Raw genomic sequence first — 22,521 nt, forward strand, 5'->3', positions numbered from 1 at the left:
GTGATCTGAATACAAATTACAGGCCTTAGGGTCTGTGCTGAAAAGCCCGCTCTGTGCGGGCTTTTTTGTCAGTTTGATTCCGGTGTCGGCCTGCTTTGTCGGCTTCGGAAGTCGTCTGTTATTCCGTGGTTGACACTTTTTGTACAGCCGCATACAATTCGCGTCCCCTTAATCCGGGGAAAGTGAGCTCTTGCACATAAACTTGGAGTTTGGTAATGCAAAACCAACGAATCCGTATCCGTTTGAAGGCATTTGACCATCGACTGATCGATACCTCGACTCAGGAAATTGTTGATACTGCCAAACGTACGGGCGCTCAGGTACGTGGTCCTATCCCACTGCCTACTCGTAAAGAGCGTTATACCGTTCTGATCTCCCCGCACGTTAATAAAGACGCGCGTGATCAGTACGAAATCCGTACACACAAGCGCATGCTCGACATTGTTGAGCCAACTGAAAAAACAGTTGATGCGCTGATGAAACTGGATCTGGCTGCCGGCGTGGAAGTTCAGATCAGCCTGGGTTAATCCGTCAGGATTTATCCGTAAGGCTCTGTGTAACGCCCTTGTCCATGTCGGAGAAGAGGGCGGCCATAGTGGGTTAAGCCCCGTACACGAGAGGTAATTGGAAAATGGCAATTGGTATTGTCGGTAAGAAAGCGGGCATGACTCGTGTCTTTACCGAAGAAGGTCAATCTGTTGCTGTTACTGTAGTTCACGTAACACCTAACCGTGTTGCACAAGTGAAAACCGTTGAAACTGACGGCTACAGTGCTCTGCAGGTTACATTTGGTGAGAAGAAAGCTTCTCGCACAACTAAAGCTGAGGCAGGCCACTTTGCGAAAGCAAACGTTCAGGCAGGTCGTGGCGTTATGGAATTCCGTACCGAAGAAGCTCTGGCCAATGGCGATGAGCTGACCGTTGCGCAATTCGAAGCTGGTCAGAAAGTTGACGTGACTGGTTCATCTAAAGGTAAAGGCTTCCAGGGTGGCGTTAAGCGCTGGAACTTCCGTACCCAGGATGCTACCCACGGTAACTCCCTGTCTCATCGTGCCCCTGGTTCTATCGGTCAGTGTCAGACTCCTGGTCGTGTTTGGAAGGGCAAGAAGATGGCAGGTCACATGGGCGCTGAACAGGTTACTACTCAGAACCTGGAAGTTGTTCGTGTGGACGCAGAAAACAATCTGCTGCTGATCAAAGGTGCTGTGCCAGGTGCTACTGGTTCCGATGTGATTGTTAAACCAGCTGTTAAGGCTAAGGGGTAAGCAATGGAACTGAAAACTAACACTGGTACCGCAGTAGCTGTTTCTGAAGCTGCATTTGGTCGTGAATTTAATGAAGCTCTGGTTCACCAGATCGTTACCGCCTATATGGCCGGTGGCCGTCAGGGTACCAAAGCACAGAAATCCCGCTCTGAAGTTAGCGGTGGTGGTATTAAGCCATGGCGTCAGAAGGGAACAGGCCGTGCCCGTTCCGGTACTTCTAACAGCCCTATCTGGCGTTCAGGTGGTGTAACTTTCGCCGCCAAACCACGTAACTACGAGCAGAAAGTAAACAAGAAAATGTATCGCGCGGCGATGCAGTCCATCTTGTCTGAGCTGGTCCGTCAGGAGCGCCTGGTTGTTGCTGATTCTTTTGCTGTGGAATCCCACAAGACCAAAGAATTCGTTGCCAAGCTGAAAGAGATGGAACTGAGCAATGTCCTGATCGTTGCCGATGAGATCGACGAAAAGCTGTATCTGGCTGCCCGTAACGTTCCTCATGTTGGTATTACCGAAGCTTCAGCTATCGATCCTGTAAGCCTGATTGCTTTTGAAAAGGTACTGGTGACTGTGCCCGCCCTGAAGAAACTTGAGGAGGCCTACGCATGAACCGTGAACGTATCTATAAAGTGCTGGTAGCTCCGCATATTTCCGAGAAGGCAACTCTGGTTGCTGAAAAGCACGGCCAGTATGTATTCCGTGTTGCTCCGGATGCCACCAAGCCTGAAATCAAAAAGGCTGTTGAAGCTCTGTTCGAAGTGAAAGTTGATTCCGTACAGACCGTCAACATCAAAGGTAAAACCAAGCGTACTGCTCGCGGTACAGGCAAACGTAATGATGTGCGTAAAGCATACGTTCGCCTGGCTGAAGGTCAGGACATCGACTTCGCAGACGCGGAATAAGGGGTTTAAGTCATGGCATTGGTGAAAACTAAACCGACTTCTCCTGGCCGTCGCCATCTGGTGAAAGTCGTCAACAACGAACTGCACAAAGGTAAGCCTTTCGCAGCTCTGGTTGAGAAGAAGTCAAAAAGCGGTGGTCGTAACAACAACGGTCACATTACTACCCGTCACATTGGTGGTGGTCATAAGCAGCATTATCGCCTGATCGACTTCAAACGTGACAAGGACGGTATCCCAGCAGTTGTAGAACGTCTGGAATACGATCCTAACCGCAGCGCAAACATTGCACTGCTGAAGTACGCCGACGGCGAACGTCGTTACATTCTGGCTCCTAAAGGTCTGAGTGCTGGCGATGCGATTGTGTCTGGTGAAGATGCACCGATCAAAGTAGGTAGCGCGATGTCTCTGCGCAACGTACCGGTTGGTAGCGTAATTCACAACGTAGAACTGAAGCCTGGTAAAGGTGGTCAGATCGCACGTTCTGCAGGTACCTCTGCTCAGCTGGTAGCGCGTGAAGGTGCATACTGCACTCTGCGTCTGCGCTCTGGCGAAATGCGCAAGGTTCTGTCTGATTGTCGTGCCACTATCGGTGAAGTTGGCAACAATGAGCACGCTCTGCGTGAACTGGGTAAGGCTGGTGCTTCGCGCTGGCGCGGTGTTCGTCCTACCGTTCGCGGTGTGGTAATGAACCCTGTTGATCACCCACACGGTGGTGGTGAAGGTCGTACCTCTGGTGGTCGTCATCCTGTTACTCCATGGGGCGTTCCAACCAAGGGCTACAAGACTCGTAAGAATAAGCGTACCGATAAACTTATCGTACGTCGTCGTTCTGCGAAATAATTAGAGAGGATAGAACTGTGCCACGTTCATTGAAAAAAGGTCCATTTATTGACCATCACTTGATGAAGAAGGTAGAGGCTGCTCTTGAGAAGAACGACAAACGTCCGATCAAGACCTGGTCTCGCCGCTCCACAATCTTTCCAGATTTCGTGGGGCTGACAATCGCCGTTCATAACGGCAAACAACACATGCCAGTTTTCGTAACTGAAGACATGGTAGGACATAAACTCGGCGAATTCGCGCTGACCCGTACTTACAAGGGTCATGTGGCGGATAAGAAAGCCAAACGTTAATAAGGGGTGAAATATGTCTGAAGTAGCCGCTGTATTACGTGGTGCTCGCTTGTCTGCACAGAAAGCACGTCTGGTTGCGGATCAGATCCGCGGCAAGAAGATTGATGAAGCTCTGAACATTCTTTCCTTCTCAGGTAAGAAAGGCGCAGACATCATCAAGAAAGTACTGGAATCTGCCATCGCCAACGCTGAGCACAACGACGGTGCCGACGTAGACGAACTCAAGGTTTCTACCGTGTTCGTTGACGAAGGTATGACAATGAAGCGTATTCGTCCACGTGCGAAAGGTCGTGCCGATCGCATCATGAAACGCACTTGTCACATCACTGTGAAAGTTTCAGAAAAATAGGAGTTGGTCAGATGGGTCAGAAAGTTCATCCAACCGGTATCCGTTTAGGTATCACTAAAGATCATAACTCGATCTGGTATGCCGGTAAGGATAAGTACGCCGACAACCTGCTGACTGACATTGCTGTTCGATCTCTGATCGAAAAGCGCCTGGAAAAGGCTTCAGTGAGCAAGGTCGTTATTGAGCGTCCAGCGCAAAACGCCAAAGTAACCATTCACACTGCCCGTCCAGGCATCGTGATCGGTAAAAAAGGTGAAGACGTAGAAGTTCTGCGTAAAGATCTCAGCGATCTGATGGGTATCCCGGTACACATCAACATCGAAGAAGTTCGTAAACCGGATCTGGATGCCAAGCTGGTAGCCCAGAGCGTTGCAAGTCAGCTGGAGCGTCGTGTGATGTTCCGTCGCGCTATGAAGCGTGCTGTACAGAATGCAATGCGTGGTGGTGCCGAAGGTATCAAGATCCAAGTGAGTGGCCGTCTGGGTGGTGCTGAAATCGCTCGTTCCGAGTGGTACCGCGAAGGTCGTGTTCCTCTGCACACACTGCGTGCAGACATCGACTACGCAACTTATGAAGCACACACTACCTATGGTGTTATTGGCGTAAAAGTATGGATCTTCAAAGGCGAGATCCTCGGTGGTATCCAAGAGGTACGTGACCGCGCTAAGAACCAGGGCAAAAAGAAAACCGGTCGTTCATAAGGGGAATTAGTTATGTTGTTACCAAAACGTACAAAGTTCCGTAAAGTTCAGACCGGCCGCAACCGCGGTTTGGCGATCCGTGGCTCTAAAGTGAGCTTCGGTGAGTACGCTCTGAAGGCTACTGGACGTGGTCGTCTGACTTCTCGTCAGATTGAGGCAGCACGTCGTGCGATGACTCGTAAAGTTAAGCGTGGTGGTAAAATCTGGATCCGCGTTTTCCCGGATAAGCCAATTACCGAGAAGCCTCTTGAGGTTCGTATGGGTAAAGGTAAGGGTAACGTTGAGTACTGGGTTTGCCAGATTCAGCCAGGTCGCGTTCTTTACGAAATCGAAGGCGTACCAGAAGAGCTGGCTCGTGAAGCCTTTGCTCTGGCTGCTGCGAAACTGCCTTTTGAAACCGCATTTGTTAAACGGACGGTGCTGTGATGAAAGCAAGTGAACTGAAAAATAAATCAGTGGCTGAGCTGCAATCTCAGCTGGAAGAACTGTTGAGCGATCAATTTAAACTGCGTATGCAGAAAGCGACAGGTCAGCTGGGTCAGACTCATCTGATCGGCCAGACCCGTCGTGATATCGCTCGCGTAAAAACCGTGCTGGCTAGCAAGGCAGGTGAATAATCATGACTGAGAACACAAAAACCGTTCGTACCCTGAGTGGTCGTGTCGTGAGCAACAAGATGGACAAGTCCGTCACTGTTCTGGTTGAACGCTTTGTTAAGCATCCGATCTATAAAAAGTTCGTGAAACGCTCTACTAAAGTGATGGCCCACGATGAAAATAACGAATGCCAGATTGGCGATATCGTTACAGTAAAAGAGTCACGCCCAATGTCTAAAAATAAGACCTGGGCGCTGGTAAATATCGACGAGCGCGCCGCCAAGGTCTGAGGACCGGGCGCAGTTAGTTAGGAGCGAGAGGCATGATTCAAACTCAATCAATGCTTGACGTTGCCGACAACAGCGGCGCGAAGCGCGTACAGTGCATCAAAGTACTGGGCGGTTCTCATCGTCGTTATGCCGGCATCGGTGATTTGATTAAAGTATCCGTTAAGGAAGCAATTCCTCGCGGTAAAGTGAAAAAAGGTCAGGTAATGAACGCCGTGGTAGTACGTACCCGTAAAGGTGTACGTCGTCCGGACGGGTCTATTATCCGTTTTGATGTAAACTCTGCCGTTCTGCTGAATGCTTCATTGGCGCCAATCGGTACCCGTATCTTTGGCCCTGTGACTCGTGAGCTGCGCTCTGAGCAGTTCATGAAAATCATTTCCCTGGCACCAGAAGTGCTCTAAGGGAGGGGGACGAGATATGTTAAAGATTCGCAAAAATGACGAAGTAGTTGTTATTGCCGGTAAAGATAAAGGCAAGCGTGGCAAAGTGCAGAAAGTTCTGCAGGATGGCCGTGTGCTGGTATCTGGCATTAACGTGGTGAAAAAACACCAGAAACCAAACCCGTACCTGCAGCAGCCAGGCGGCATCGTTGAAAAAGAAACCGGTATTCAGGTTTCCAACGTAGCCATCTGGAACCCGAAAACTGAGAAAGCTGACCGCGTTGGCTTCAAAGTTGAAGGCGAAAGCAAGGTACGTATCTTCAAATCCACAGGCGAACAAGTCGACGCCTAATTGGAGTTGGATACTACTATGTCACGTTTACAAGAACTGTATAAAAACGAAGTAGTAGCCAAGCTGCAAGAAGAGTTTGGTTACAAAAACATTATGGAAGTGCCTAAAGTCACCAAAATCACCCTGAATATGGGTGTTGGTGAAGCACTGGGCGACAAGAAACTGCTGGACAACGCTGTGGCCGAAATGGAAGCCATCAGCGGTCAGAAAGTTGTTGTCACCAAGGCACGTAAGTCTGTCGCAGCTTTTAAACTGCGTGAAGGCTGGCCAATTGGCTGTAAAGTTACCCTGCGTCGTGAGCGTATGTGGGAATTCATGGATCGTCTGATCGATGTGGCTCTGCCACGTGTTCGTGACTTCCGTGGTATCAACCCTAAGTCTTTCGATGGTCGTGGTAACTACAGCATGGGTGTGAAGGAACAGATCATTTTCCCGGAAATTGAATACGATAAAGTAGACAAGGTCCGTGGTATGGATGTGACCATCACAACTACCGCAAAAACCAACGAAGAAGGCCGCGCTCTGCTGAAAGCGCTGCAGTTCCCGTTCCGTAACTAAGGAGTTAAGCATGGCTAAGATTAGCATGAAGAATCGTGAACTGAAGCGTGAAGCACTGGTTGCCAAGTTTGCCGCCAAGCGCGCTGAACTGAAAGCGATCGTGAGCAACGTTAACTCTTCTGACGAAGAGCGTTGGAATGCACAACAAGCTCTGCAGAAACTGCCACGCGATTCATCCGCGAGCCGTCTGCAGCGTCGTTGTCAAATGACAGGTCGTCCACACGGCGTATACCGTAAATTCAAGCTTTCACGTATTAAGTTGCGCGAAGAAGGCATGAAGGGTAATGTGCCAGGCCTGAAAAAAGCTAGTTGGTAAGCAATTCCCCCTTTCGGGTAGAACCGGAGGGGGGGCGCTGTACAACAGAGGTAACTATTAATGAGTATGCAAGATACGTTGGCGGACATGTTCACCCGCATTCGTAATGCCCAGCAAGCTGGTCATAAGAATGTAAGCATGCCGTCTTCAAAAATTAAGAAGTCTGTAGCCCAGGTTCTCGAAGCTGAAGGTTACATCAACAGTTTTTCTATCGATGAAGCGGTCAAGCCGACCATGACCATCGATCTGAAATACTACGAAGGTAAGCCAGTTATTGAACGTATCCAGCGCGTTAGCCGCCCTGGTCTGCGTCAGTACCGTGGCACCACAGAGCTGCCTAAAGTTGAAGCAGGTCTGGGTGTGGCTATCGTATCCACCTCTAAAGGCGTTATGACTGATCGCGCTGCTCGTGCTGCGGGCGTGGGCGGTGAAGTTATTGCGACCGTATTCTAAGGGGAATTACGATGTCTCGCGTAGCAAAAGCTCCTGTACAAATCCCAGCCGGCGTAGAAGTTAAACTGGCTGCAGACAAAATCGCCATCAAAGGCAAGCAAGGCCAGTTAGAACTGGATGTGCATTCTTCTGTTGAAATCAAACAGGAAGAAAACGTACTGACCTTCGCTCCTAAAACTGGCGACAAGCAAGCCAACGCTCTGGCCGGTACTTTCCGCGCCCTGGTAAACAATATGGTTACCGGTGTTAACGTTGGTTTCGAAAAGAAACTGATTCTGCAGGGTGTTGGTTATCGTGCCAAAGCATCCGGCAAGTCATTAAATTTGACTCTGGGCTTCTCTCACCCAATCGACTATGAACTGCCGGAAGGCATTTCTGTCGAGACGCCAAGCCAGACCGAAGTGGTTATCAAAGGTATTGATAAGCAGAAAGTAGGTCAGGTTGCTGCTGAGATCCGTGGCTACCGTCCACCAGAACCTTATAAAGGTAAGGGTGTTCGCTATGCTGATGAAAATGTGCGTCGTAAAGAAGCCAAGAAAAAGTAAGGTCTAGGCCATGAATGAGAAGAAAAAAGCTCGTTTGCGCCGTGCCACCAAAACACGGATGAACATCCGTGAGAAAAGCGCGGTTCGTCTGTGCGTTCATCGTACGCCCAGACACATTTACGCTCAGATCATCTCTGCCAATGGCGCTACCGTCTTGGCGACAGCTTCAACCGTTGAAGCGGATCTGCGTAGTGACACTACTGGTAACGTTAATGCAGCGACCAAAGTTGGTCAGTTGATTGCTGAGCGTGCGAAAGCCGCTGGCATCACCAAAGTTGCGTTCGATCGTTCTGGTTTTAAATACCATGGTCGTGTTAAAGCTCTGGCTGACGCGGCTCGTGAAAGCGGCCTGGAATTCTAAGGGTAAAGATCATGGCAAATAATGAACGTGTAGAACGTAACGAAAGTGAACTGCAAGAGAAGCTGGTTCAGGTAAACCGCGTAGCCAAAGTGGTAAAAGGTGGTCGTATTTTCGCCTTTACCGCTCTGACCGTGGTTGGCGACGGCAATGGTCGTGTTGGTTTTGGTCGTGGTAAGTCCCGTGAAGTGCCTCTGGCAATTCAAAAGGCGATGGAACAGGCTAAGCGCAACATGGTCAATGTTCAGCTGGACGGCAACACTCTGCAGTATCCTGTCCGTGCCCGTCACTCTGGCGCACAGATTTACATGCAGCCGGCCTCTGAAGGTACCGGTATCATCGCCGGCGGTGCAATGCGCGCCGTTCTGGAGATGGTTGGTGTTAAAAACGTATTGGCTAAGTGCTATGGCTCTACCAACCCGGTAAACGTTGTTCGTGCAACCTTCAATGGTCTGGCACAAATGAAGTCTCCGGAAGAAGTAGCTGCCAAGCGCGGTAAGTCCGTAGAAGAGATCCTGGGGTAATACGTTATGGCTAAGAAAACCGTAAAAGTGACCCAGACACGGAGCACCATTGGCAAGCTGCCAAAGCACCGTGCAACCATGCAAGGCCTGGGTCTGCGTCGTATTGGTCATACCGTTGAGCTGGAAGATACTCCATCTGTACGCGGCATGATCAACCAAGTTCAATACATGGTTAAGGTAGAAGGGGAGTAATATGCGTCTCAACGAATTGAGCCCAGCTCCTGGTTCGAAGCCTGCTCCTAAGCGTGTTGGCCGTGGTATCGGTTCCGGTCTGGGTAAGACTGGTGGTCGTGGTCACAAAGGTCAGAAATCACGCTCAGGCGGTAAAGTGGCTCCGGGCTTTGAAGGCGGTCAGATGCCAATCCACCGTCGTCTGCCAAAATTTGGCTTTACTTCACGCAAAGCACAGTACGTTGCAGAGATCCGTCTGAACGAACTGGCTCTGGTTGAAGGCGATGTTGTAGATCTGGCAGCACTGAAAGCTGCAGACGTTATCGGCGAGAAGATCAAAGAAGCTCGCGTGATTCTGTCTGGTGAAGTCAAGAAGGCTTTGACCATCAAAGGTCTGAAAGTCACTCAAGGCGCAAAAGCTGCTATTGAAGCAGCCGGTGGAAAGGTCGAAGACTAATGGCTAGGCAAGGACTCCCACAGGGCATGCAAGGCGGACTGACTGAACTCTGGTCACGCATCCGCTTCGTGCTCCTGGCGATTGTAGTATATCGGATTGGCACCCATATCCCGGTGCCAGGTATTAATCCGGAAGCATTGGCACGTTTATTCGAGCAGAATCAGGGCACAATCCTGGAAATGTTCAATATGTTCTCCGGTGGTGCACTGGAGCGCATGAGTATTCTGGCGCTGGGCATCATGCCCTATATCTCTGCTTCCATTATCATGCAATTGCTGACGGCGGTGAGTCCGCAGCTGGAACAGTTGAAGAAAGAAGGCGAAGCCGGTCGTCGCAAGATTACCCAGTACACCCGTTACGGTACTGTACTGCTTGCAACGATTCAGGCCTTCGGCGTCTCGGCCGGCCTTGCCGGCCAGGGCGTTACTTTCTCTTCGGGCATTGATTTCTACATCGCAGCCGTACCTTCCTTCGTGGCAGGTGCAGTGTTCATGATGTGGCTGGGTGAGCAGGTTACCGAACGTGGTATCGGTAATGGCATCTCTATCCTGATCTTCGCCGGTATTGTTGCTGGTCTGCCGAGTGCAATTGGTCAGGCTTTCGAGTCTGCGCGTCAGGGTGACCTGAATATTCTGGTATTGCTGGTTATTGCTGCCCTGGCAGTCGTGGTGATCGGTTTCGTAGTCTTTGTTGAGCGCGGCCAGCGTCGCATCACCATTAACTACGCAAAACGTCAGCAGGGTCGTCAGATGTTTGCGGCACAGACAAGTCATTTACCGCTGAAACTTAATATGGCCGGTGTAATTCCTGCGATCTTTGCTTCAAGCCTGCTGTTGTTCCCTGCGTCTCTGGGAACGTGGTTTGGCCAGGGTGAGGGTATGGAGTGGCTGCAGGACATCAGTATGGCTCTGGCGCCAAGCCAGCCGCTGTACATCGTACTGTTCGCTGCCGGTATTATTTTCTTCTGCTACTTCTATACGGCGTTGATGTTCAACCCGAAAGATGTTGCCGAAAACCTGAAGAAGTCTGGTGCTTTCATTCCGGGTATCCGCCCGGGCATTCAGACTGCCAAGTATATTGATGCTGTCTTAGGACGCCTGACTCTGTTCGGTTCGCTGTACATTGCCGCGGTGTGTCTGATGCCTCAGTTCCTGGTAGTCGCTGCGGATGTACCTTTCTACTTCGGTGGCACATCGTTATTGATCGTGGTTGTGGTCGTAATGGATTTCATGGCTCAGGTTCAATCGCACCTGATGTCACACCAGTACGAATCGCTGATGAAGAAAGCAAATCTGAAGAATTTTGGCTCAGCCCGCTGAGCCAGATTTAGGAGACTGTCATGAAAGTACGTGCGTCTGTTAAAAAAATCTGCCGTGAATGCAAAATTATTCGCCGTAACGGTAGTGTGCGCGTGATCTGTTCAGATCCAAAGCACAAGCAACGTCAGGGTTAATCCCCGGACAAGGTCGGGTGTGAATATTACAGATGGCTTGATTTATTTTTGAGCTGCCTGTAGTATCTCGCGCCCTTTCATCAAGTAAAGTGTAACGGAGTTAGACATGGCCCGTATTGCCGGTGTCAATATTCCTGACAACAAGCATGCAGTGATTTCTCTGACCTATGTCTATGGCATTGGTCGTACTACTGCCCAGCAGATCTGTGCCGCTACTGGCATTGCAGAGACCACCAAAATCGGTGATCTGAGCGAAGAGTTGCTGGATGTTGTTCGTAACGAAGTAGCTAAACATACGGTTGAAGGTGATTTGCGCCGTGAAGTGCAAATGAACATCAAACGTCTGATGGATATGGCTTGCTATCGTGGTATCCGCCACCGTCGCAGCCTGCCACTTCGTGGTCAGCGTACTAAAACGAATGCTCGTACCCGTAAGGGCCCGCGCAAACCGATCCGTAAGTAATCTTACGGTCGGTCTTTTAGTGTAGCTGCATTCGACTTGTTGCAGTGTTGATATTAAAAGCAGGATTTAAAAATGGCTAAGCCACAAAGATCAACCAAGAAAAAGGTTAAAAAGACGGTAGTCGATGGCATTGCGCACATCCACGCCTCTTTTAACAACACCATCGTAACCATCACCGACCGTCAGGGTAATGCTCTGTCGTGGGCAACCGCCGGTGGTTCAGGTTTCCGTGGTTCTCGTAAGAGCACTCCTTTCGCCGCTCAGGTAGCAGCAGAGCGTGCTGGTGAAGCAGCAAAAGAGTACGGTCTGAAAAACCTCGACGTGGAAGTTAAAGGTCCAGGTCCAGGTCGTGAATCAGCAGTCCGCGCTCTGAACGCATGTGGATACAAGATCGCTAACATCACTGATGTTACTCCGATCCCACATAACGGCTGTCGTCCACCTAAGAAGCGTCGCGTATAAGGAGGCAGAAATATGGCACGTTATATTGGTCCTAAGTGTAAGCTGTCTCGTCGTGAAGGAACTGACCTGTTCCTGAAGAGCGGCGTTCGTGCATTAGACACTAAATGCAAAATGGAAACCAAGCCTGGCGTACACGGTGCTGGTCGCGGTCGTCTGTCTGACTACGGTCTGCAGCTGCGCGAAAAGCAAAAAGTACGTCGCTTGTACGGTATCCTGGAAAAGCAATTCCGCAGCTACTACAAAGAAGCAGCGCGTCGTAAAGGCGCAACCGGTGAAAACCTGCTGCAACTGCTGGAATCTCGTCTGGATAACGTTGTATACCGCATGGGCTTCGGCTCTACCCGCGCTGAATCACGTCAGCTGGTCACTCACAAAGCAGTAGCTGTGAATGGTCAGACTGTGAACGTTCCTTCGTTCAACGTTAAGAGCGGCGATGTGGTTACGATTCGTGAGAAAGCGAAAAATCAGGATCGTATCAAAACTGCTCTTGAGCTGGCAGCACAGCGCACTGATTGTGCGTGGATTGATGTCAATGCAGGTAAGATGGAAGGGACTTTCAAAGCAGTTCCTGAGCGCGCTGATCTCCCAGCAGAGATCAACGAAAACCTGATCGTGGAACTTTACTCTAAGTAATAGAGGAACTTAAGGGGCAGCTATGCAGCGTGCAGTTAATGAATTTTTGACACCTCGTCACATCCAGGTGGATGAGGTAAACAATACCCACGCTAAAGTGACTCTGGAGCCGCTTGAGCGCGGTTTCGGCCACACTTTAGGCAACGCATTGCGTCGTATCCTGCTTTCCTCTATGCCGGGTGCTGCAATCGTTGAATGCGAAATCGATGGCGTTCTGCATGAGTACAGCGCGATCGAAGGTGTACAGGAAGACGTAATTGAAATCCTGCTGAACCTGAAAGGTGTTGCGGTCAAATTACATGAACGTGACGAAGCGATTCTGAGCCTGGCGAAAGTTGGCCCGGCAACAGTAACAGCTGCCGATATTCAACTGGATCATGGTGTTGAGGTTGCTAACCCAGCTCACGTTATCGCCCATCTGGGTGAAGGCGCTGAACTGAAAATGACCCTGAAAGTTGCTTCCGGTCGTGGCTACGAGACTGTTGAGTCCCGTAACCAGAACGATGAAGAAACCAAGGCCATTGGCAAACTGCAGCTTGATGCTACCTACAGCCCGGTTAAGCGTGTTTCTTACAGCGTTGAAAGCGCTCGTGTGGAACAGCGTACCGATCTGGACAAACTGGTTATCGATCTCGAAACCAACGGTACCATCGATCCGGAAGAAGCGATCCGTCGTTCCGCGACCATCTTGCAGCAACAGCTGGCTATCTTCGTAAATCTGGAAAATGACGAAGTCGTTGAACAGATTCGTGAAGAAGAAGAGATCGATCCGATCCTGCTTCGTCCTGTGGACGATCTGGAACTGACCGTTCGTTCTGCCAACTGTCTGAAAGCAGAAAACATTTACTACATCGGTGATCTGATCCAGCGTACAGAAGTAGAGCTGTTGAAGACTCCTAATTTAGGTAAGAAGTCTCTGACTGAAATCAAAGACGTTCTGGCCTCACGCGGACTGTCGTTGGGAATGCATCTGGAGAACTGGCCACCTGCCAGCCTCCGTAACGACGACAAAGTATTAGCCTGAGCAGAGCGTTCAGTTAGTTAAGGAATAAAACCATGCGTCATCGTAAAAGTGGTCGTCACTTCAATCGTACCAGCGCACACCGTCAAGCCATGTTTAAAAACATGGCGGTGAGCCTGTTCGAGCATGAAATTATCAAGACTACCCTGCCAAAGGCGAAAGAGCTGCGTCGCGTAGCTGAGCCACTGATTACTCTTGCAAAAGAAGATTCAGTTGCTAACCGTCGTCTGGCCTTTGCTCGTACCCGTAGCAAAGAAGCAGTAGGTAAGTTGTTCAGCGATTTGGGTCCTCGTTATCAAACCCGCCCAGGTGGTTACATTCGTATTCTGAAATGTGGCTTCCGTGCTGGTGATAACGCTCCAATGGCATATGTTGAACTGGTAGACCGTCCGGTTGCAGTAGCAGAAGCGGATGTTGTTGAAGTTCAGGATGAAGCCGCTGAGTAATTTCGGCAGTTAAATAAAAAGGCCCGCCGTCGTAAGACTGCGGGCCTTTTTATTGGCCGTTATTCGCGCTTTTGCTGCTGTCTGGTAAAGGCCGCAATTTCATTCAGTGCCTGGCGCGCTTCAGGCATATAACCGGCGTGCAGCTGAAATACGTGCCACATCTGAGGATATTCACTCAGGGTTACCTCAGCGCCTGCATGGCGCATACGCTGAGCGAGGCGCACGCTGTCATCGTACAGAATTTCTTCGCTGCCAACCTGAATCAGGGTAGGTGGAAAATCGCTGAAGTCGGCATGCAGTGGCGATATATGCGGATTGTCCAGATCCTGCTGCCCGGCATACTGCTCCGCCGCAAAGAGAATCCAGTCTGTCTGCAGTAATACCTCCCGTTCTTTCCTTTCACTGATGGAAGCTCCGCTGCAGCTCAGATCACACCAGGGCGAGAATAAAACCAGAGCCTGTGGGCGTGGCAGCTGCTGTTCCAGAGCAGCCGCAGTCAGGGCCAGACTCAGACCGCCGCCGGCAGAATCTCCGGCAATTATCACCGGCCCCTGAGCGCTGAGGGTACGGTAGGCACTGAGTGCGTCCTCAAGGGCGGCTGGTGCCGGATGTTCAGGAGCAAGGCGGTAATCAATAAGCCAGGTATCAATACTGCACTGGCGGGCGATACGGGCGACCATTTCACCATGACTGGTCGGAGAACCGACGACATAGCCTCCGCCATGCAGATACAGCATCACGCTCGCACCGGCATGTTGTGCGCTACCGGCGTCATGTACGGTCGCCGGTGTCAGACGCCAGGCGGGAACGCCGCCACAGGGAGTAATCTGTTTGCGTACGCCAAAAGGCATGGGCATGAGTTGTTGCAGGGCATTTAAACGCTGGCGCTGGCGTTTAAGGCCGAATTCGGGTGTGAATGTCGGTTGCACCAAAGCACGCAGAAGAGTGCGTGTCAGACGGGCGGTCAGACTGGCCATAAGCCTTCCTGTGATTTTTATTGATTTTACTGATGGGGATAAAAAAAAGCGGGTCAAGATTAACCCGCAAACAACGTCTTAGGAAGGATACTCATCCATGAGCACGATCATGAGTTACTACCATAACCCGGGGCCATGTCAGATTGGGCAAGCAGCTGTAAAGAAGGGTCAGACGCCCCGCAGAGCGTCTGTGATCGTGTTTTACAGCAGCGCGAGGCTCAGGGCAGGCCAATAGGTAATAATCAGCACACAGGCGAGCAGAATAAAGAAGAACGGGATGGTGGCGCGGTACAGCGTCATAACCGGCTTATTAAAGCGGAAGCTGGCAATAAACAGGTTCATCCCAACCGGCGGCGTAAAGTAGCCCAGCTGCATATTCGCGAGGAACAGAATGCCCAGATGAATCGGATGAATGCCGTACTCAATGGCAATCGGCAGAATGATCGGAATCATAATGACGATGGCTGAGAAAATATCGAGCATCATGCCCAGAATCAGCAGGAATATCGTCAGCAGCAGCAAAAAGGTGAACGAATCACTGACGTGTTGCTGGATAAAAGCAAAGATCTGTTCCGGAATGCCGGCATCAATCATGTAATTGGTTGAAGCCATGGAGACAGCAAGAATCAGCAGAATCGCGCCCACCAGTTTCATCGAATCGCGCATCACCAGCGGCAGCCGGGTCAGGCTGATTTCTCGGCGGATAACCACACTGACGATCAGCACATAAAAGGCGGTCAGCGCAGCCGCCTCTGATACCGCGAAAAAGCCGCTGTAAATACCGCCCAGTACTACAAAAGGCAGCGGAATTTCCCATGCGCTGTCTTTAATTGCCGCCCAGGCTTCTGCTTTATCAAAAGGATGGTGATCGCGCTCAATACCGCGTGACTGCCAGGCGCTGTAGAGCGACAGGGCAAACAACATCAGCAGGCCTGGCAACAGACCGGCGAGGAACAGGTCATCGATGCTGACCGGCGTGTCCAGCGCCATTTGCTGAGCAACCACACCGTACAGAATCAGTGGCAGTGATGGTGCGAATAACAGACCCAGACTACCGGAAGTGGTAACCAGACCCAGATTAAACGACTCTTTGTAGCCTGCTTTCTGCAGGGCCGGCACCAGCAGCGCACCAAGAGCGACGATGGTCACCCCGGAGGCGCCGGTAAAGGCGGTAAACAGTGCACAGGCTGCCAGAGCCACAATCGCCAGACCGCCGGGCATCCAGCCAAGGAAGGCATCGGTAATGCGTACCAGACGTTGTGGAGCCTTGCTTTCGCCCAATAGATAACCTGCGAAGGTAAACAGCGGAATTGCAATCAGCACCGGCATTTCAGCAATCTGATAGATGCTGATAGCCATGGTCTGCAGATCAACATCGGTTTGCCAGAAGCCCCACATCGCGCTGGCCGCGATCACGGTAAAGAGTGGCGCACCGGCCAATGCCAGAAATAACAGTAACAGCGGAACCAGAATGCTCATGCTTCAGCCTCCCGGGTCTGCTCGAACAGTTCCTGTACGGCCTGCAGGCTGAAACGTAATCCCATCAGCGCGAAGCTTAACGGAATCACCAGTTGCAGAGGCCAGGCTGGCACTCGTCCGAACGCGATATCGCCAAACTCGAAAGCAAAGCGCACAAAGGCCTGAGCATTCCAGGCCACAACCAGACAGATAAAGGCCGCAAAGGCCGAGGTCAGTACCGCCAGCCAGCGTTTGGTTTGCGGACCAGCGAGGCGGTTGATCAGATCAATGGCGATATGTTCGCGTGAGCGGGTGGCAAGCAGGGCGCCAAGCAGGCCAAGCCAAAGTACCATAACCCGCAGCAATGGCTGCACCCAGACCACCCCGCCACCAAACAGTGTACGGGCGAGAATATCGACGCCGGCGAGAACAATCATCGCCAGCAGTAACAGCACCAGTACAGCATCTTCGATGCGGTGCAGGGTAGACAGCCATTTCTTCATTACTGCGCAGCCGCCTGACGGTTGTTGTTCAGGCTCTGCTTCAGCTTGTTGTACAGCTCAACCGGGTAAACCGATTTCTCGCGCAGGGTGTTAATGCTGTCCTGCGCCATCTTGCGCCAGGCCAGCTTATCTTCTTCGGTCAGCTCGACAAACTGCATGCCATTCTGTGCCAGTGCCGCACGTGCACCCTGCTCGTCTTTTTCGTTCTGTACATCCATCGCGCGGAAGGTTGCGGCCATAATGCGTTTCACAACGGCCTGATCAGCAGCGTCGATTTTGCTGAAGGCGCGTTCGTCAACGACCAGCATGCCGAAGATAAAGGCCAGTGGAAAATCGGTGGCATAGCTCAGTTTGGTGTGCCATTGCAGGGCAATCGCCGAGGTGGCATTGACGGCAACGGTATCAATCAGGCCAGTCTGCAGGCTGGTATAAACATCGGATACCGGCAGGGAGATCGGCTCTACCTGACCATTCTCAAAAGTGGTCTGGCTGATGATATCGCCTTCCGGCACCCAGACTTTCTGGCTGCGAACATCCACCGATGATTTCAGTGGCTTGTTGGACATCAGATAAGCAAAACCGCCTTCTGACAGGCCCAGCAGGATGTAGCCTTTTTCCTGCAGCGCTGCAGCGATGTACTGGTCGTACTCGGCGCGTACAGCACGCACTTCATCGAGATTGTGGAACGTAAATGGCAGGCTGTACAACTGCGTCACGTTGGTAATGTGTGACATTGCACCGGTAGAAACGGCACCACCCTGCAGCTGACGGATCTGCATTTTACGCAGCACGCTTTTATCGCTGCCCTGTACGCCACCGGGGAAATATTTGATTTTTACCCGGCTGTCGGTTTCCTGCTTGATGTCATCAGCAGCCTGACGCATCAGCTTCATCCAGTTGGTGCCATCAGGAACCAGAGTGGCAATTTTCAGGGTGGTGGCAGCCTGAGCCAGAGGACTCAGCAGACTCAGGGTCAGCGCCAGGGCGGTGATCAGTTTCATAGGATCTCACTCAAAGTATTCAGAGGATTCGGCTAACAGAACGGCTGCCTGGCGCTGGGCCAGACGGTTAATCAGGGTGAGCCCCTCGCTGTGCGGGTCGGCATCCAGAGCTTCCTGTAATAAGCGGTCGTGCAATTCCTGTTCAAACATCAGGCGGGCGTATTGCTTGGCGTACAGCACCTTGGCCATCAGGTTTTCGCCTCGGGTCATGTCGATGGCGCGTTCAAAATATTCCCGTCCCAGTTCCGGTTTACCGCCCAGTGACGGAGGGAGCTGGGTTTCCAGTACACCGAGGTAAACCTGCACGGTCGCGTGATCATAGGCGGGGTCCTGGGTTGCGACCCACTGCATCAGAATTTTGACCTTGCCGAGCTGGGCGATGGCATTCCAGTCGTCGCTGTTGGCCTGAATCCAGCCGGCCCAGGCGGCAGCCATGGCGTAGAACACGGCGATATCGTCGGCGTCGTAGTCTTCTTCCAGACCGGCCAGCAGATCATTCTGTGGGCCGTCAATTAAGGTGCAGGCATCTTCATCGTATTCGCACAGGGCGCGGCGGGCGTAGCCGATGGCCTTGTCGGCCATGCGTTTGGCCTGATCCGGGTCCTGAGCAAAGACGCCGGCATAAGCGCCGTACAGACGGGAGCCGGCGAGCAGGAAGTCTTCGTTTTCGGGGTAAGTAAGAATCAGGGCATCAAGTAACAACAGATAGGCCGGGGCACCGGCGGCGACGATGGCCGGGTCATCCTGGTTCATCATTGAACGGGAGAGGTTGCCGGGCAGGTTACTCACCGAGCAGGCGCTGAGTAACCCGAATAACATAAGACTGACTAGTGTTTTCATACCGCTTTCAGAACCAGAGCGCTGCTTTCAGGAGCGCGGATTGTACACTGGTTATCCTTGCGGTTTCATTACCTGCTCAGGCCATAAACCCCGGGTGTGTCAGCCAAGCTTCTCCAGCGGCTGATATTCAGCGGGTGCGCCGACGACAAAGTCGATACCAATGGAACGCAGAATTTCCCAGACGTTATTGTTGGCGCTGTATTCGGCGATGGTTTTTTTGGCCATAAAATGGGTGATTTCCTGAATGGATTTCACCAGCGCATAATCGGCTGAACTGGTATGCAGCCCGTCAATAAAGCTGTGATCGATCTTCACATAGTCAACCGGAAGGGCTTTGAGGTATTCGAATGACGATTGTCCGGTACCGAAATCCGACAGCACAAACTGGCAGCCGAGGCTGCGCATTTCATGCATAAAGTCGGCGGCATCTTCCAGATTGCGGATAGCGGATGTCTCGTTCAGCTCAAAACAGAGTTTCTTCACCGGAACATCTTTTTCGCGCGCCTGCTCAAAAATATAGGCCAGCAGGCTTTCATCATTGATGGCATGACCCGACAGGCGCAGCACAAAACGGCTGATACTCTGGGCGGCATTGGGGTGATCATGCAGCCACTGCACCAGTTGCTCCAGGGTCCAGCGGTCGAGCATATACATACGGTTGTAGTTTTCAGCAGCCTGCAGATATTCCAGTGGCGGAATCTGAGCACCATTTTTATCCCGGATGCTGATAATGATTTCGTACTGACGGGTACCTTTGTGGCGTTCCTGAATGGCGGTGATCGGTACGCACAGCACCTGTAACTGGTTGTTGGCCAGCGCCTGATTGAGTTTGTTGCCCCAGGCCATAAACTCATCGTGGCGCAGGCGACCGGCGTCATCGAATTCGTACTGAACGATACGTGAGCCACCTTTTTCCTTGGCAATCAGGCAGGCAGATTCGGCCTGCTCAACCAGATCGGATGCGTCGGTGATATCGGCATTCATGGCGGCCAGGCCGACACTGATATGAATATGGAAACTGTCTGAGCCACTGCTGATGGCAGTGCCTTCTATATTTTTCTTCAGTAGTTTGATGCTGGCTTCGGCCTGCTCCATATCCGCGTGATTGAGCAGCACGGCAAACTCGTTACTGCCGATACGGGCGCACAACGCGTCTTTGCACTCTTCTTCCAGCATGGTCGCTACGGCCTGCAGGCAGGTATCGCCGCCATCGACGCCGTAGTTTTTGTTGATCAGTTTGAACTGGTCGATATCGATCATGGCCAGAGTGCAGGGTGCTGGGTTACGCAGGCTGGCCTGGAAGCGTTCCTGTAACTGACGCAGGAAATGCTGACGATTGGTGAGACCGGTAAGAGCGTCGATATTGGCCTGCTCAGACAGATCGCGGTAAATCTGTTGCACCAGTTTATCAACGCCCTGATCGACCGCTGATTCGTCCTGTTCGTACATCCGTTTCACCCGGCCTTCATCAAAGGCGCGTGCCAGTTCGGCCAGCGTGAAGTCGACCACTTTCATACCGCTGTGATTGACGCAGGCAAACTTGGAAGCATCCTGCGCAATCCACACCACAGACACCGCCTGATCCTGTTCCACCAGTAACAGCCAGTCGCCAATCTGCAGATTCATGGCACGGCGTACACCGCGGCCTTCGGGCACCACTTCGGCGGGCTTGGCGACGAAGGTTGGCAGGTCGATGGCTTCACGGATTTCGCCCTGATTCAGATGGCTTTCGGCTGCGGCCATAATTTCGTCGTACCAGCGCTGGTGCTCCGGCAGGCTGCCATTCAGCCGATCAAGCTCGGCGCGGGCCAGCTCCATCATCGGCTGAAAGCGCTGTAGTAATTCCCGCCGGCCACTGTTGTCGGGATTAAACAGGGCCAGTACCTGACGATAGAGCTTAACCGCACCTTTAAAGCGCTTGCTGTCCGGACCTTCGCGCAACAGCAGCAATGCCAGTATCTGTTGCCAGCCCTGTTGCAGCCATTCAACGACACAGGATGGCAGCGTCCGGTCGGAGCTGTCTTTACCGACCAGATGTTCAATCTGGCGGCGGACCTTCTGTAATTTATGCTCGCCCTCAGCAGCCTGAGCTACGCGCTCGGCATTTTGCCGGGCTTTGCGTTCTGCGCCGCTGACCAGACCCTGCAGGCTTTCGAGTAATTCGTCGAGTGAGCTTTCATCATTGCTGATGTTGTGCACAACCGGGTCAACCAGGCTTTGCAGACGGGCTGTTATCTGAGCTTCGCCGCTGGTGGTGAGCTGACCCAGCTTGGCCAGTTGATTCAGTACCTGCCGGCCGGGATGGTCAGGGTTGAACAGCAGGCTGGCGTCTTTCAGCATCAGCTGCAGTAATGGCCAGCCCAGACGTTCAATAAAGGGTTTGATAAATTCGGCAACCTGATCGCTCGACAGCAGGTGCTGGGTGACGTGTTCCAGTGTGTCAATGGCGTCACGGGATTCGGCTGGCAGGCTGACGTCTTTCTCGGCCAGGGCTTTTTCAACGTGCTCGCGTACATGGCCCTGAGCCAGGCTCTGCTGTTGGGCGACATGGCTCAGAACATTGCTGATCAGTTCAGGCTCCGCTGCCGGTAAGGCATCCTGTGCCAGAGCTGCCTGTTCAAACCGTTGGTAGCGCAATTGCAGCAGATTCTGAATATTGGAATAGGCCTGGCGGGCTTCTTCCTGGTGGCGCTGGAAGTTCTGCAGGGTCTGTTCGTTATAGTGAGCCGGCTGCATATTACGTGCAGCTGAACCTGAGCCAGCGGAGCTGCTGATGGGAGAGATATTTCCTGCGTCGCTGTTACTGGAACCGTTGTTACCAGAACCGTTGTTGCCGGAACCACTTCCTCCGCCGTTATTCTGGTTCTGTTGCGGGGAGTTTTCCTGCTTTTCCGGAGTGGGTCTCCGGTAGCGGAAGGTCAGTGGAATATCGATCTGTTTAACCAGATTCTGATACGTGGTTTGCAGGTTGCCACCGGCAATCTGTTCAAAGGTTTCAAAGGCCAGAGCCCGTGCTTCCTGTGGCAGCTGCAGTTTTTCCAGCGCATCGCGGAAGGCTTCGGTAACCGTGCCCGGGCCAATCGGGTTAAAGCAGTTTTCGATGCTGGCGTCGGACAGTGTGTCGAGCAGCTGACGCAGCTCGAAGGTCATGTGGGCCAGCCGTGACTGCAGGTGGGAGGAGGTTACTTTGGCCAGTAACCAGTCTTCAAATTCTGCCTGCTGTACCAGCGACAGGCGCATATCGCCACTGGCCTGCTGATTTTCGGCGCTGTATTCCGGCTTGCCTTCGGACCAGAGTTCAAGCTGACGTTTCAGGTTCTGGGTAAATTTCTGATGCAGTGCCGCGGCTTTGTCTTTCGACTGTTTTTCCAGTCGCAGCCACTGTTGCTGCTCAGTGGTGTTGCGCGCCATGTTGGCTTTGGTAAAGGTGCCTTCAAGAAATTCCGGCAGCCAGAGTTTGGGCAGGCGGTCTATCAGGACGTTGGCTTCCTGATGGAACAGCTCCAGATACTTTTTGCGCTGCTCGGGGCTGAGCTTCTTTACATTGCGGTGATTCTGGTTGAACTCCTGCAGCTGCAGAAACAGACGGTCGTCTGCTTGATGCAGGCGTACTCCGGCGTGCTGCTCGTTACAGAATACCCATTCTACTTTGACATTGGTTTTTTGCTGATCCAGTGACAGCTCCAGTGTCAGGGTACCATTGGTATTCTGTGGCTGGCCGTGTGGCCAGAGCAGGTGCATGCCGCTTTGCGAATAGTCCAGTACCTGACAGTCGAGCGCGGTGCCATCGGCAAATAACAGGCGTGCGTTAACGTAGGTGGAAAATCGCGGGTGTTCTCTCAGTTCGACAGCCATGTTTCAGTCCATTTATGCGGGGCAGCTTGAGCTGACCCCGGTTTTGGAGCCCGGATTATCAGT

At 52.1% G+C, this 22,521-nt stretch carries 34 protein-coding genes; 28 read left to right on the forward strand and 6 right to left on the reverse strand.

What is annotated here, in order from left to right:
* The first annotated feature begins 215 nt into the window (after positions 1–215).
* The 28 genes from rpsJ to rplQ all read left to right on the forward strand — a co-directional run bounded on the left by rpsJ (position 216) and on the right by rplQ (position 13,824).
* A complete protein-coding gene (rpsJ, locus tag HUF18_RS15420; RefSeq protein WP_145466725.1) occupies positions 216–527 on the forward strand; it encodes a 30S ribosomal protein S10 in 312 nt (103 codons plus the stop codon).
* A gap of 104 nt (positions 528–631) precedes the next feature.
* Complete coding sequence (rplC, locus tag HUF18_RS15425; protein ID WP_145466724.1) at positions 632–1,264, forward strand: 50S ribosomal protein L3; 633 nt, start codon at positions 632–634, stop codon at positions 1,262–1,264.
* 3 nt (positions 1,265–1,267) lie between these two features.
* Entirely contained in the window at positions 1,268–1,870 is a 603-nt protein-coding gene (rplD, locus tag HUF18_RS15430) for a 50S ribosomal protein L4 (RefSeq protein WP_145466723.1), read from the forward strand.
* Positions 1,867–2,163, forward strand: coding sequence for a 50S ribosomal protein L23 (rplW, locus tag HUF18_RS15435; RefSeq protein ID WP_145466722.1), 297 nt, complete (start codon positions 1,867–1,869; stop codon positions 2,161–2,163). Before rplD ends, rplW begins: the two co-directional genes overlap by 4 nt.
* A 12-nt stretch (positions 2,164–2,175) precedes the next feature.
* The gene (gene rplB, locus HUF18_RS15440; protein ID WP_145466721.1) at positions 2,176–3,003 is read left to right on the forward strand and encodes a 50S ribosomal protein L2; all 828 of its coding nucleotides are present in this window, start codon (positions 2,176–2,178) and stop codon (positions 3,001–3,003) included.
* A 17-nt stretch (positions 3,004–3,020) separates the two neighbouring features.
* Positions 3,021–3,296, forward strand: coding sequence for a 30S ribosomal protein S19 (gene rpsS / locus HUF18_RS15445; protein ID WP_145466720.1), 276 nt, complete (start codon positions 3,021–3,023; stop codon positions 3,294–3,296).
* 13 nt (positions 3,297–3,309) lie between these two features.
* On the forward strand, positions 3,310–3,645 hold the full coding sequence (gene rplV, locus HUF18_RS15450) for a 50S ribosomal protein L22 (RefSeq protein WP_145466719.1): 336 nt from the start codon (positions 3,310–3,312) through the stop codon (positions 3,643–3,645).
* An 11-nt stretch (positions 3,646–3,656) separates the two neighbouring features.
* Positions 3,657–4,346 (forward strand): 30S ribosomal protein S3, encoded by a 690-nt coding sequence (gene rpsC, locus HUF18_RS15455; protein ID WP_145466718.1) that lies wholly within the window; start codon positions 3,657–3,659, stop codon positions 4,344–4,346.
* A gap of 12 nt (positions 4,347–4,358) precedes the next feature.
* On the forward strand, positions 4,359–4,772 hold the full coding sequence (gene rplP, locus HUF18_RS15460) for a 50S ribosomal protein L16 (protein ID WP_145466717.1): 414 nt from the start codon (positions 4,359–4,361) through the stop codon (positions 4,770–4,772).
* Positions 4,772–4,963 (forward strand): 50S ribosomal protein L29, encoded by a 192-nt coding sequence (rpmC, locus tag HUF18_RS15465; protein ID WP_145466803.1) that lies wholly within the window; start codon positions 4,772–4,774, stop codon positions 4,961–4,963. The genes rplP and rpmC overlap by 1 nt, the downstream gene beginning before the upstream one ends.
* A gap of 2 nt (positions 4,964–4,965) precedes the next feature.
* A complete protein-coding gene (rpsQ, locus tag HUF18_RS15470; RefSeq protein ID WP_145466716.1) occupies positions 4,966–5,232 on the forward strand; it encodes a 30S ribosomal protein S17 in 267 nt (88 codons plus the stop codon).
* 32 nt (positions 5,233–5,264) lie between these two features.
* A complete protein-coding gene (gene rplN, locus HUF18_RS15475) occupies positions 5,265–5,633 on the forward strand; it encodes a 50S ribosomal protein L14 (protein ID WP_145466715.1) in 369 nt (122 codons plus the stop codon).
* Between the two features lie 16 nt (positions 5,634–5,649).
* Complete coding sequence (gene rplX / locus HUF18_RS15480; RefSeq protein ID WP_145466714.1) at positions 5,650–5,964, forward strand: 50S ribosomal protein L24; 315 nt, start codon at positions 5,650–5,652, stop codon at positions 5,962–5,964.
* Positions 5,965–5,982: 18 nt separating this feature from the next.
* The gene (gene rplE / locus HUF18_RS15485) at positions 5,983–6,522 is read left to right on the forward strand and encodes a 50S ribosomal protein L5 (protein ID WP_145466713.1); all 540 of its coding nucleotides are present in this window, start codon (positions 5,983–5,985) and stop codon (positions 6,520–6,522) included.
* Positions 6,523–6,532: 10 nt separating this feature from the next.
* Entirely contained in the window at positions 6,533–6,838 is a 306-nt protein-coding gene (gene rpsN, locus HUF18_RS15490) for a 30S ribosomal protein S14 (RefSeq protein ID WP_145466712.1), read from the forward strand.
* 60 nt (positions 6,839–6,898) lie between these two features.
* Entirely contained in the window at positions 6,899–7,291 is a 393-nt protein-coding gene (gene rpsH / locus HUF18_RS15495; protein ID WP_145466711.1) for a 30S ribosomal protein S8, read from the forward strand.
* 11 nt (positions 7,292–7,302) lie between these two features.
* Complete coding sequence (rplF, locus tag HUF18_RS15500) at positions 7,303–7,836, forward strand: 50S ribosomal protein L6 (RefSeq protein WP_145466710.1); 534 nt, start codon at positions 7,303–7,305, stop codon at positions 7,834–7,836.
* Between the two features lie 10 nt (positions 7,837–7,846).
* Complete coding sequence (rplR, locus tag HUF18_RS15505) at positions 7,847–8,197, forward strand: 50S ribosomal protein L18 (protein WP_145466709.1); 351 nt, start codon at positions 7,847–7,849, stop codon at positions 8,195–8,197.
* Between the two features lie 11 nt (positions 8,198–8,208).
* On the forward strand, positions 8,209–8,718 hold the full coding sequence (rpsE, locus tag HUF18_RS15510) for a 30S ribosomal protein S5 (protein ID WP_145466708.1): 510 nt from the start codon (positions 8,209–8,211) through the stop codon (positions 8,716–8,718).
* A gap of 6 nt (positions 8,719–8,724) precedes the next feature.
* Positions 8,725–8,910 carry a 50S ribosomal protein L30 gene (gene rpmD, locus HUF18_RS15515; protein ID WP_145466707.1) on the forward strand — a complete coding sequence of 62 codons (186 nt, stop codon included), beginning with the start codon at positions 8,725–8,727 and terminating at the stop codon, positions 8,908–8,910.
* A 1-nt stretch (position 8,911) separates the two neighbouring features.
* The gene (rplO, locus tag HUF18_RS15520; RefSeq protein WP_145466706.1) at positions 8,912–9,346 is read left to right on the forward strand and encodes a 50S ribosomal protein L15; all 435 of its coding nucleotides are present in this window, start codon (positions 8,912–8,914) and stop codon (positions 9,344–9,346) included.
* Positions 9,346–10,665 (forward strand): preprotein translocase subunit SecY, encoded by a 1,320-nt coding sequence (gene secY / locus HUF18_RS15525; RefSeq protein WP_145466705.1) that lies wholly within the window; start codon positions 9,346–9,348, stop codon positions 10,663–10,665. The genes rplO and secY overlap by 1 nt, the downstream gene beginning before the upstream one ends.
* Before the next feature lie 20 nt (positions 10,666–10,685).
* Positions 10,686–10,799, forward strand: a complete 114-nt coding sequence (rpmJ, locus tag HUF18_RS15530) for a 50S ribosomal protein L36 (RefSeq protein ID WP_145466704.1) — start codon at positions 10,686–10,688, stop codon at positions 10,797–10,799.
* 106 nt (positions 10,800–10,905) lie between these two features.
* Positions 10,906–11,262 carry a 30S ribosomal protein S13 gene (gene rpsM, locus HUF18_RS15535; protein WP_145466703.1) on the forward strand — a complete coding sequence of 119 codons (357 nt, stop codon included), beginning with the start codon at positions 10,906–10,908 and terminating at the stop codon, positions 11,260–11,262.
* Between the two features lie 72 nt (positions 11,263–11,334).
* Positions 11,335–11,724 carry a 30S ribosomal protein S11 gene (gene rpsK, locus HUF18_RS15540; protein WP_145466702.1) on the forward strand — a complete coding sequence of 130 codons (390 nt, stop codon included), beginning with the start codon at positions 11,335–11,337 and terminating at the stop codon, positions 11,722–11,724.
* 12 nt (positions 11,725–11,736) lie between these two features.
* Positions 11,737–12,357: a 30S ribosomal protein S4 gene (gene rpsD, locus HUF18_RS15545; protein WP_145466701.1), complete on the forward strand. Its 621-nt coding sequence runs from the start codon at positions 11,737–11,739 to the stop codon at positions 12,355–12,357.
* A 22-nt stretch (positions 12,358–12,379) separates the two neighbouring features.
* The gene (locus HUF18_RS15550; RefSeq protein WP_145466700.1) at positions 12,380–13,381 is read left to right on the forward strand and encodes a DNA-directed RNA polymerase subunit alpha; all 1,002 of its coding nucleotides are present in this window, start codon (positions 12,380–12,382) and stop codon (positions 13,379–13,381) included.
* Between the two features lie 32 nt (positions 13,382–13,413).
* Complete coding sequence (gene rplQ, locus HUF18_RS15555) at positions 13,414–13,824, forward strand: 50S ribosomal protein L17 (protein ID WP_145466699.1); 411 nt, start codon at positions 13,414–13,416, stop codon at positions 13,822–13,824.
* Positions 13,825–13,883: 59 nt separating this feature from the next.
* On the opposite strand, the gene HUF18_RS15560 is transcribed toward rplQ, so the two are convergent.
* From HUF18_RS15560 to HUF18_RS15585, 6 genes are all read right to left on the reverse strand, one after another.
* The gene (locus tag HUF18_RS15560; RefSeq protein WP_225692817.1) at positions 13,884–14,801 is read right to left on the reverse strand and encodes an alpha/beta hydrolase; all 918 of its coding nucleotides are present in this window, start codon (positions 14,799–14,801) and stop codon (positions 13,884–13,886) included.
* A 201-nt stretch (positions 14,802–15,002) separates the two neighbouring features.
* Positions 15,003–16,280: a TRAP transporter large permease gene (locus tag HUF18_RS15565; RefSeq protein ID WP_225692818.1), complete on the reverse strand. Its 1,278-nt coding sequence runs from the start codon at positions 16,278–16,280 to the stop codon at positions 15,003–15,005.
* Positions 16,277–16,762, reverse strand: a complete 486-nt coding sequence (locus HUF18_RS15570; protein ID WP_225692819.1) for a TRAP transporter small permease — start codon at positions 16,760–16,762, stop codon at positions 16,277–16,279. The genes HUF18_RS15565 and HUF18_RS15570 overlap by 4 nt, the downstream gene beginning before the upstream one ends.
* Positions 16,762–17,763, reverse strand: coding sequence for a TRAP transporter substrate-binding protein (locus HUF18_RS15575; protein WP_225692820.1), 1,002 nt, complete (start codon positions 17,761–17,763; stop codon positions 16,762–16,764). Before HUF18_RS15575 ends, HUF18_RS15570 begins: the two co-directional genes overlap by 1 nt.
* A 6-nt stretch (positions 17,764–17,769) precedes the next feature.
* Positions 17,770–18,603, reverse strand: coding sequence for a TRAP transporter TatT component family protein (locus HUF18_RS15580; protein ID WP_225692821.1), 834 nt, complete (start codon positions 18,601–18,603; stop codon positions 17,770–17,772).
* Between the two features lie 99 nt (positions 18,604–18,702).
* Positions 18,703–22,458: a DUF1631 family protein gene (locus HUF18_RS15585; protein WP_225692822.1), complete on the reverse strand. Its 3,756-nt coding sequence runs from the start codon at positions 22,456–22,458 to the stop codon at positions 18,703–18,705.
* Positions 22,459–22,521 lie beyond the last annotated feature (63 nt).

The sequence above is a fragment of the Thalassolituus sp. ST750PaO-4 genome (assembly GCF_020320405.1).
Classification (GTDB): domain Bacteria; phylum Pseudomonadota; class Gammaproteobacteria; order Pseudomonadales; family Oceanobacteraceae; genus Venatoribacter; species Venatoribacter alkanivorans.

Bases quoted from the DNA above. Each gene is read 5' to 3' on its own strand.
- rpsJ (WP_145466725.1), top strand. From the start codon at position 216: ATGCAAAACCAACGAATCCGTATCCGTTTGAAGGCATTTGACCATCGA.
- rplC (WP_145466724.1), top strand. From the start codon at position 632: ATGGCAATTGGTATTGTCGGTAAGAAAGCGGGCATGACTCGTGTCTTT.
- rplD (WP_145466723.1), top strand. From the start codon at position 1,268: ATGGAACTGAAAACTAACACTGGTACCGCAGTAGCTGTTTCTGAAGCT.
- rplW (WP_145466722.1), top strand. From the start codon at position 1,867: ATGAACCGTGAACGTATCTATAAAGTGCTGGTAGCTCCGCATATTTCC.
- rplB (WP_145466721.1), top strand. From the start codon at position 2,176: ATGGCATTGGTGAAAACTAAACCGACTTCTCCTGGCCGTCGCCATCTG.
- rplV (WP_145466719.1), top strand. From the start codon at position 3,310: ATGTCTGAAGTAGCCGCTGTATTACGTGGTGCTCGCTTGTCTGCACAG.
- rpsC (WP_145466718.1), top strand. From the start codon at position 3,657: ATGGGTCAGAAAGTTCATCCAACCGGTATCCGTTTAGGTATCACTAAA.
- rplP (WP_145466717.1), top strand. From the start codon at position 4,359: ATGTTGTTACCAAAACGTACAAAGTTCCGTAAAGTTCAGACCGGCCGC.
- rpmC (WP_145466803.1), top strand. From the start codon at position 4,772: ATGAAAGCAAGTGAACTGAAAAATAAATCAGTGGCTGAGCTGCAATCT.
- rpsQ (WP_145466716.1), top strand. From the start codon at position 4,966: ATGACTGAGAACACAAAAACCGTTCGTACCCTGAGTGGTCGTGTCGTG.
- rplN (WP_145466715.1), top strand. From the start codon at position 5,265: ATGATTCAAACTCAATCAATGCTTGACGTTGCCGACAACAGCGGCGCG.
- rplX (WP_145466714.1), top strand. From the start codon at position 5,650: ATGTTAAAGATTCGCAAAAATGACGAAGTAGTTGTTATTGCCGGTAAA.
- rplE (WP_145466713.1), top strand. From the start codon at position 5,983: ATGTCACGTTTACAAGAACTGTATAAAAACGAAGTAGTAGCCAAGCTG.
- rpsN (WP_145466712.1), top strand. From the start codon at position 6,533: ATGGCTAAGATTAGCATGAAGAATCGTGAACTGAAGCGTGAAGCACTG.
- rpsH (WP_145466711.1), top strand. From the start codon at position 6,899: ATGAGTATGCAAGATACGTTGGCGGACATGTTCACCCGCATTCGTAAT.
- rplF (WP_145466710.1), top strand. From the start codon at position 7,303: ATGTCTCGCGTAGCAAAAGCTCCTGTACAAATCCCAGCCGGCGTAGAA.
- rplR (WP_145466709.1), top strand. From the start codon at position 7,847: ATGAATGAGAAGAAAAAAGCTCGTTTGCGCCGTGCCACCAAAACACGG.
- rpsE (WP_145466708.1), top strand. From the start codon at position 8,209: ATGGCAAATAATGAACGTGTAGAACGTAACGAAAGTGAACTGCAAGAG.
- rpmD (WP_145466707.1), top strand. From the start codon at position 8,725: ATGGCTAAGAAAACCGTAAAAGTGACCCAGACACGGAGCACCATTGGC.
- rplO (WP_145466706.1), top strand. From the start codon at position 8,912: ATGCGTCTCAACGAATTGAGCCCAGCTCCTGGTTCGAAGCCTGCTCCT.
- secY (WP_145466705.1), top strand. From the start codon at position 9,346: ATGGCTAGGCAAGGACTCCCACAGGGCATGCAAGGCGGACTGACTGAA.
- rpmJ (WP_145466704.1), top strand. From the start codon at position 10,686: ATGAAAGTACGTGCGTCTGTTAAAAAAATCTGCCGTGAATGCAAAATT.
- rpsM (WP_145466703.1), top strand. From the start codon at position 10,906: ATGGCCCGTATTGCCGGTGTCAATATTCCTGACAACAAGCATGCAGTG.
- rpsK (WP_145466702.1), top strand. From the start codon at position 11,335: ATGGCTAAGCCACAAAGATCAACCAAGAAAAAGGTTAAAAAGACGGTA.
- rpsD (WP_145466701.1), top strand. From the start codon at position 11,737: ATGGCACGTTATATTGGTCCTAAGTGTAAGCTGTCTCGTCGTGAAGGA.
- HUF18_RS15550 (WP_145466700.1), top strand. From the start codon at position 12,380: ATGCAGCGTGCAGTTAATGAATTTTTGACACCTCGTCACATCCAGGTG.
- rplQ (WP_145466699.1), top strand. From the start codon at position 13,414: ATGCGTCATCGTAAAAGTGGTCGTCACTTCAATCGTACCAGCGCACAC.
- HUF18_RS15560 (WP_225692817.1), bottom strand. From the start codon at position 14,801: ATGGCCAGTCTGACCGCCCGTCTGACACGCACTCTTCTGCGTGCTTTG.
- HUF18_RS15565 (WP_225692818.1), bottom strand. From the start codon at position 16,280: ATGAGCATTCTGGTTCCGCTGTTACTGTTATTTCTGGCATTGGCCGGT.
- HUF18_RS15570 (WP_225692819.1), bottom strand. From the start codon at position 16,762: ATGAAGAAATGGCTGTCTACCCTGCACCGCATCGAAGATGCTGTACTG.
- HUF18_RS15575 (WP_225692820.1), bottom strand. From the start codon at position 17,763: ATGAAACTGATCACCGCCCTGGCGCTGACCCTGAGTCTGCTGAGTCCT.
- HUF18_RS15580 (WP_225692821.1), bottom strand. From the start codon at position 18,603: ATGAAAACACTAGTCAGTCTTATGTTATTCGGGTTACTCAGCGCCTGC.
- HUF18_RS15585 (WP_225692822.1), bottom strand. From the start codon at position 22,458: ATGGCTGTCGAACTGAGAGAACACCCGCGATTTTCCACCTACGTTAAC.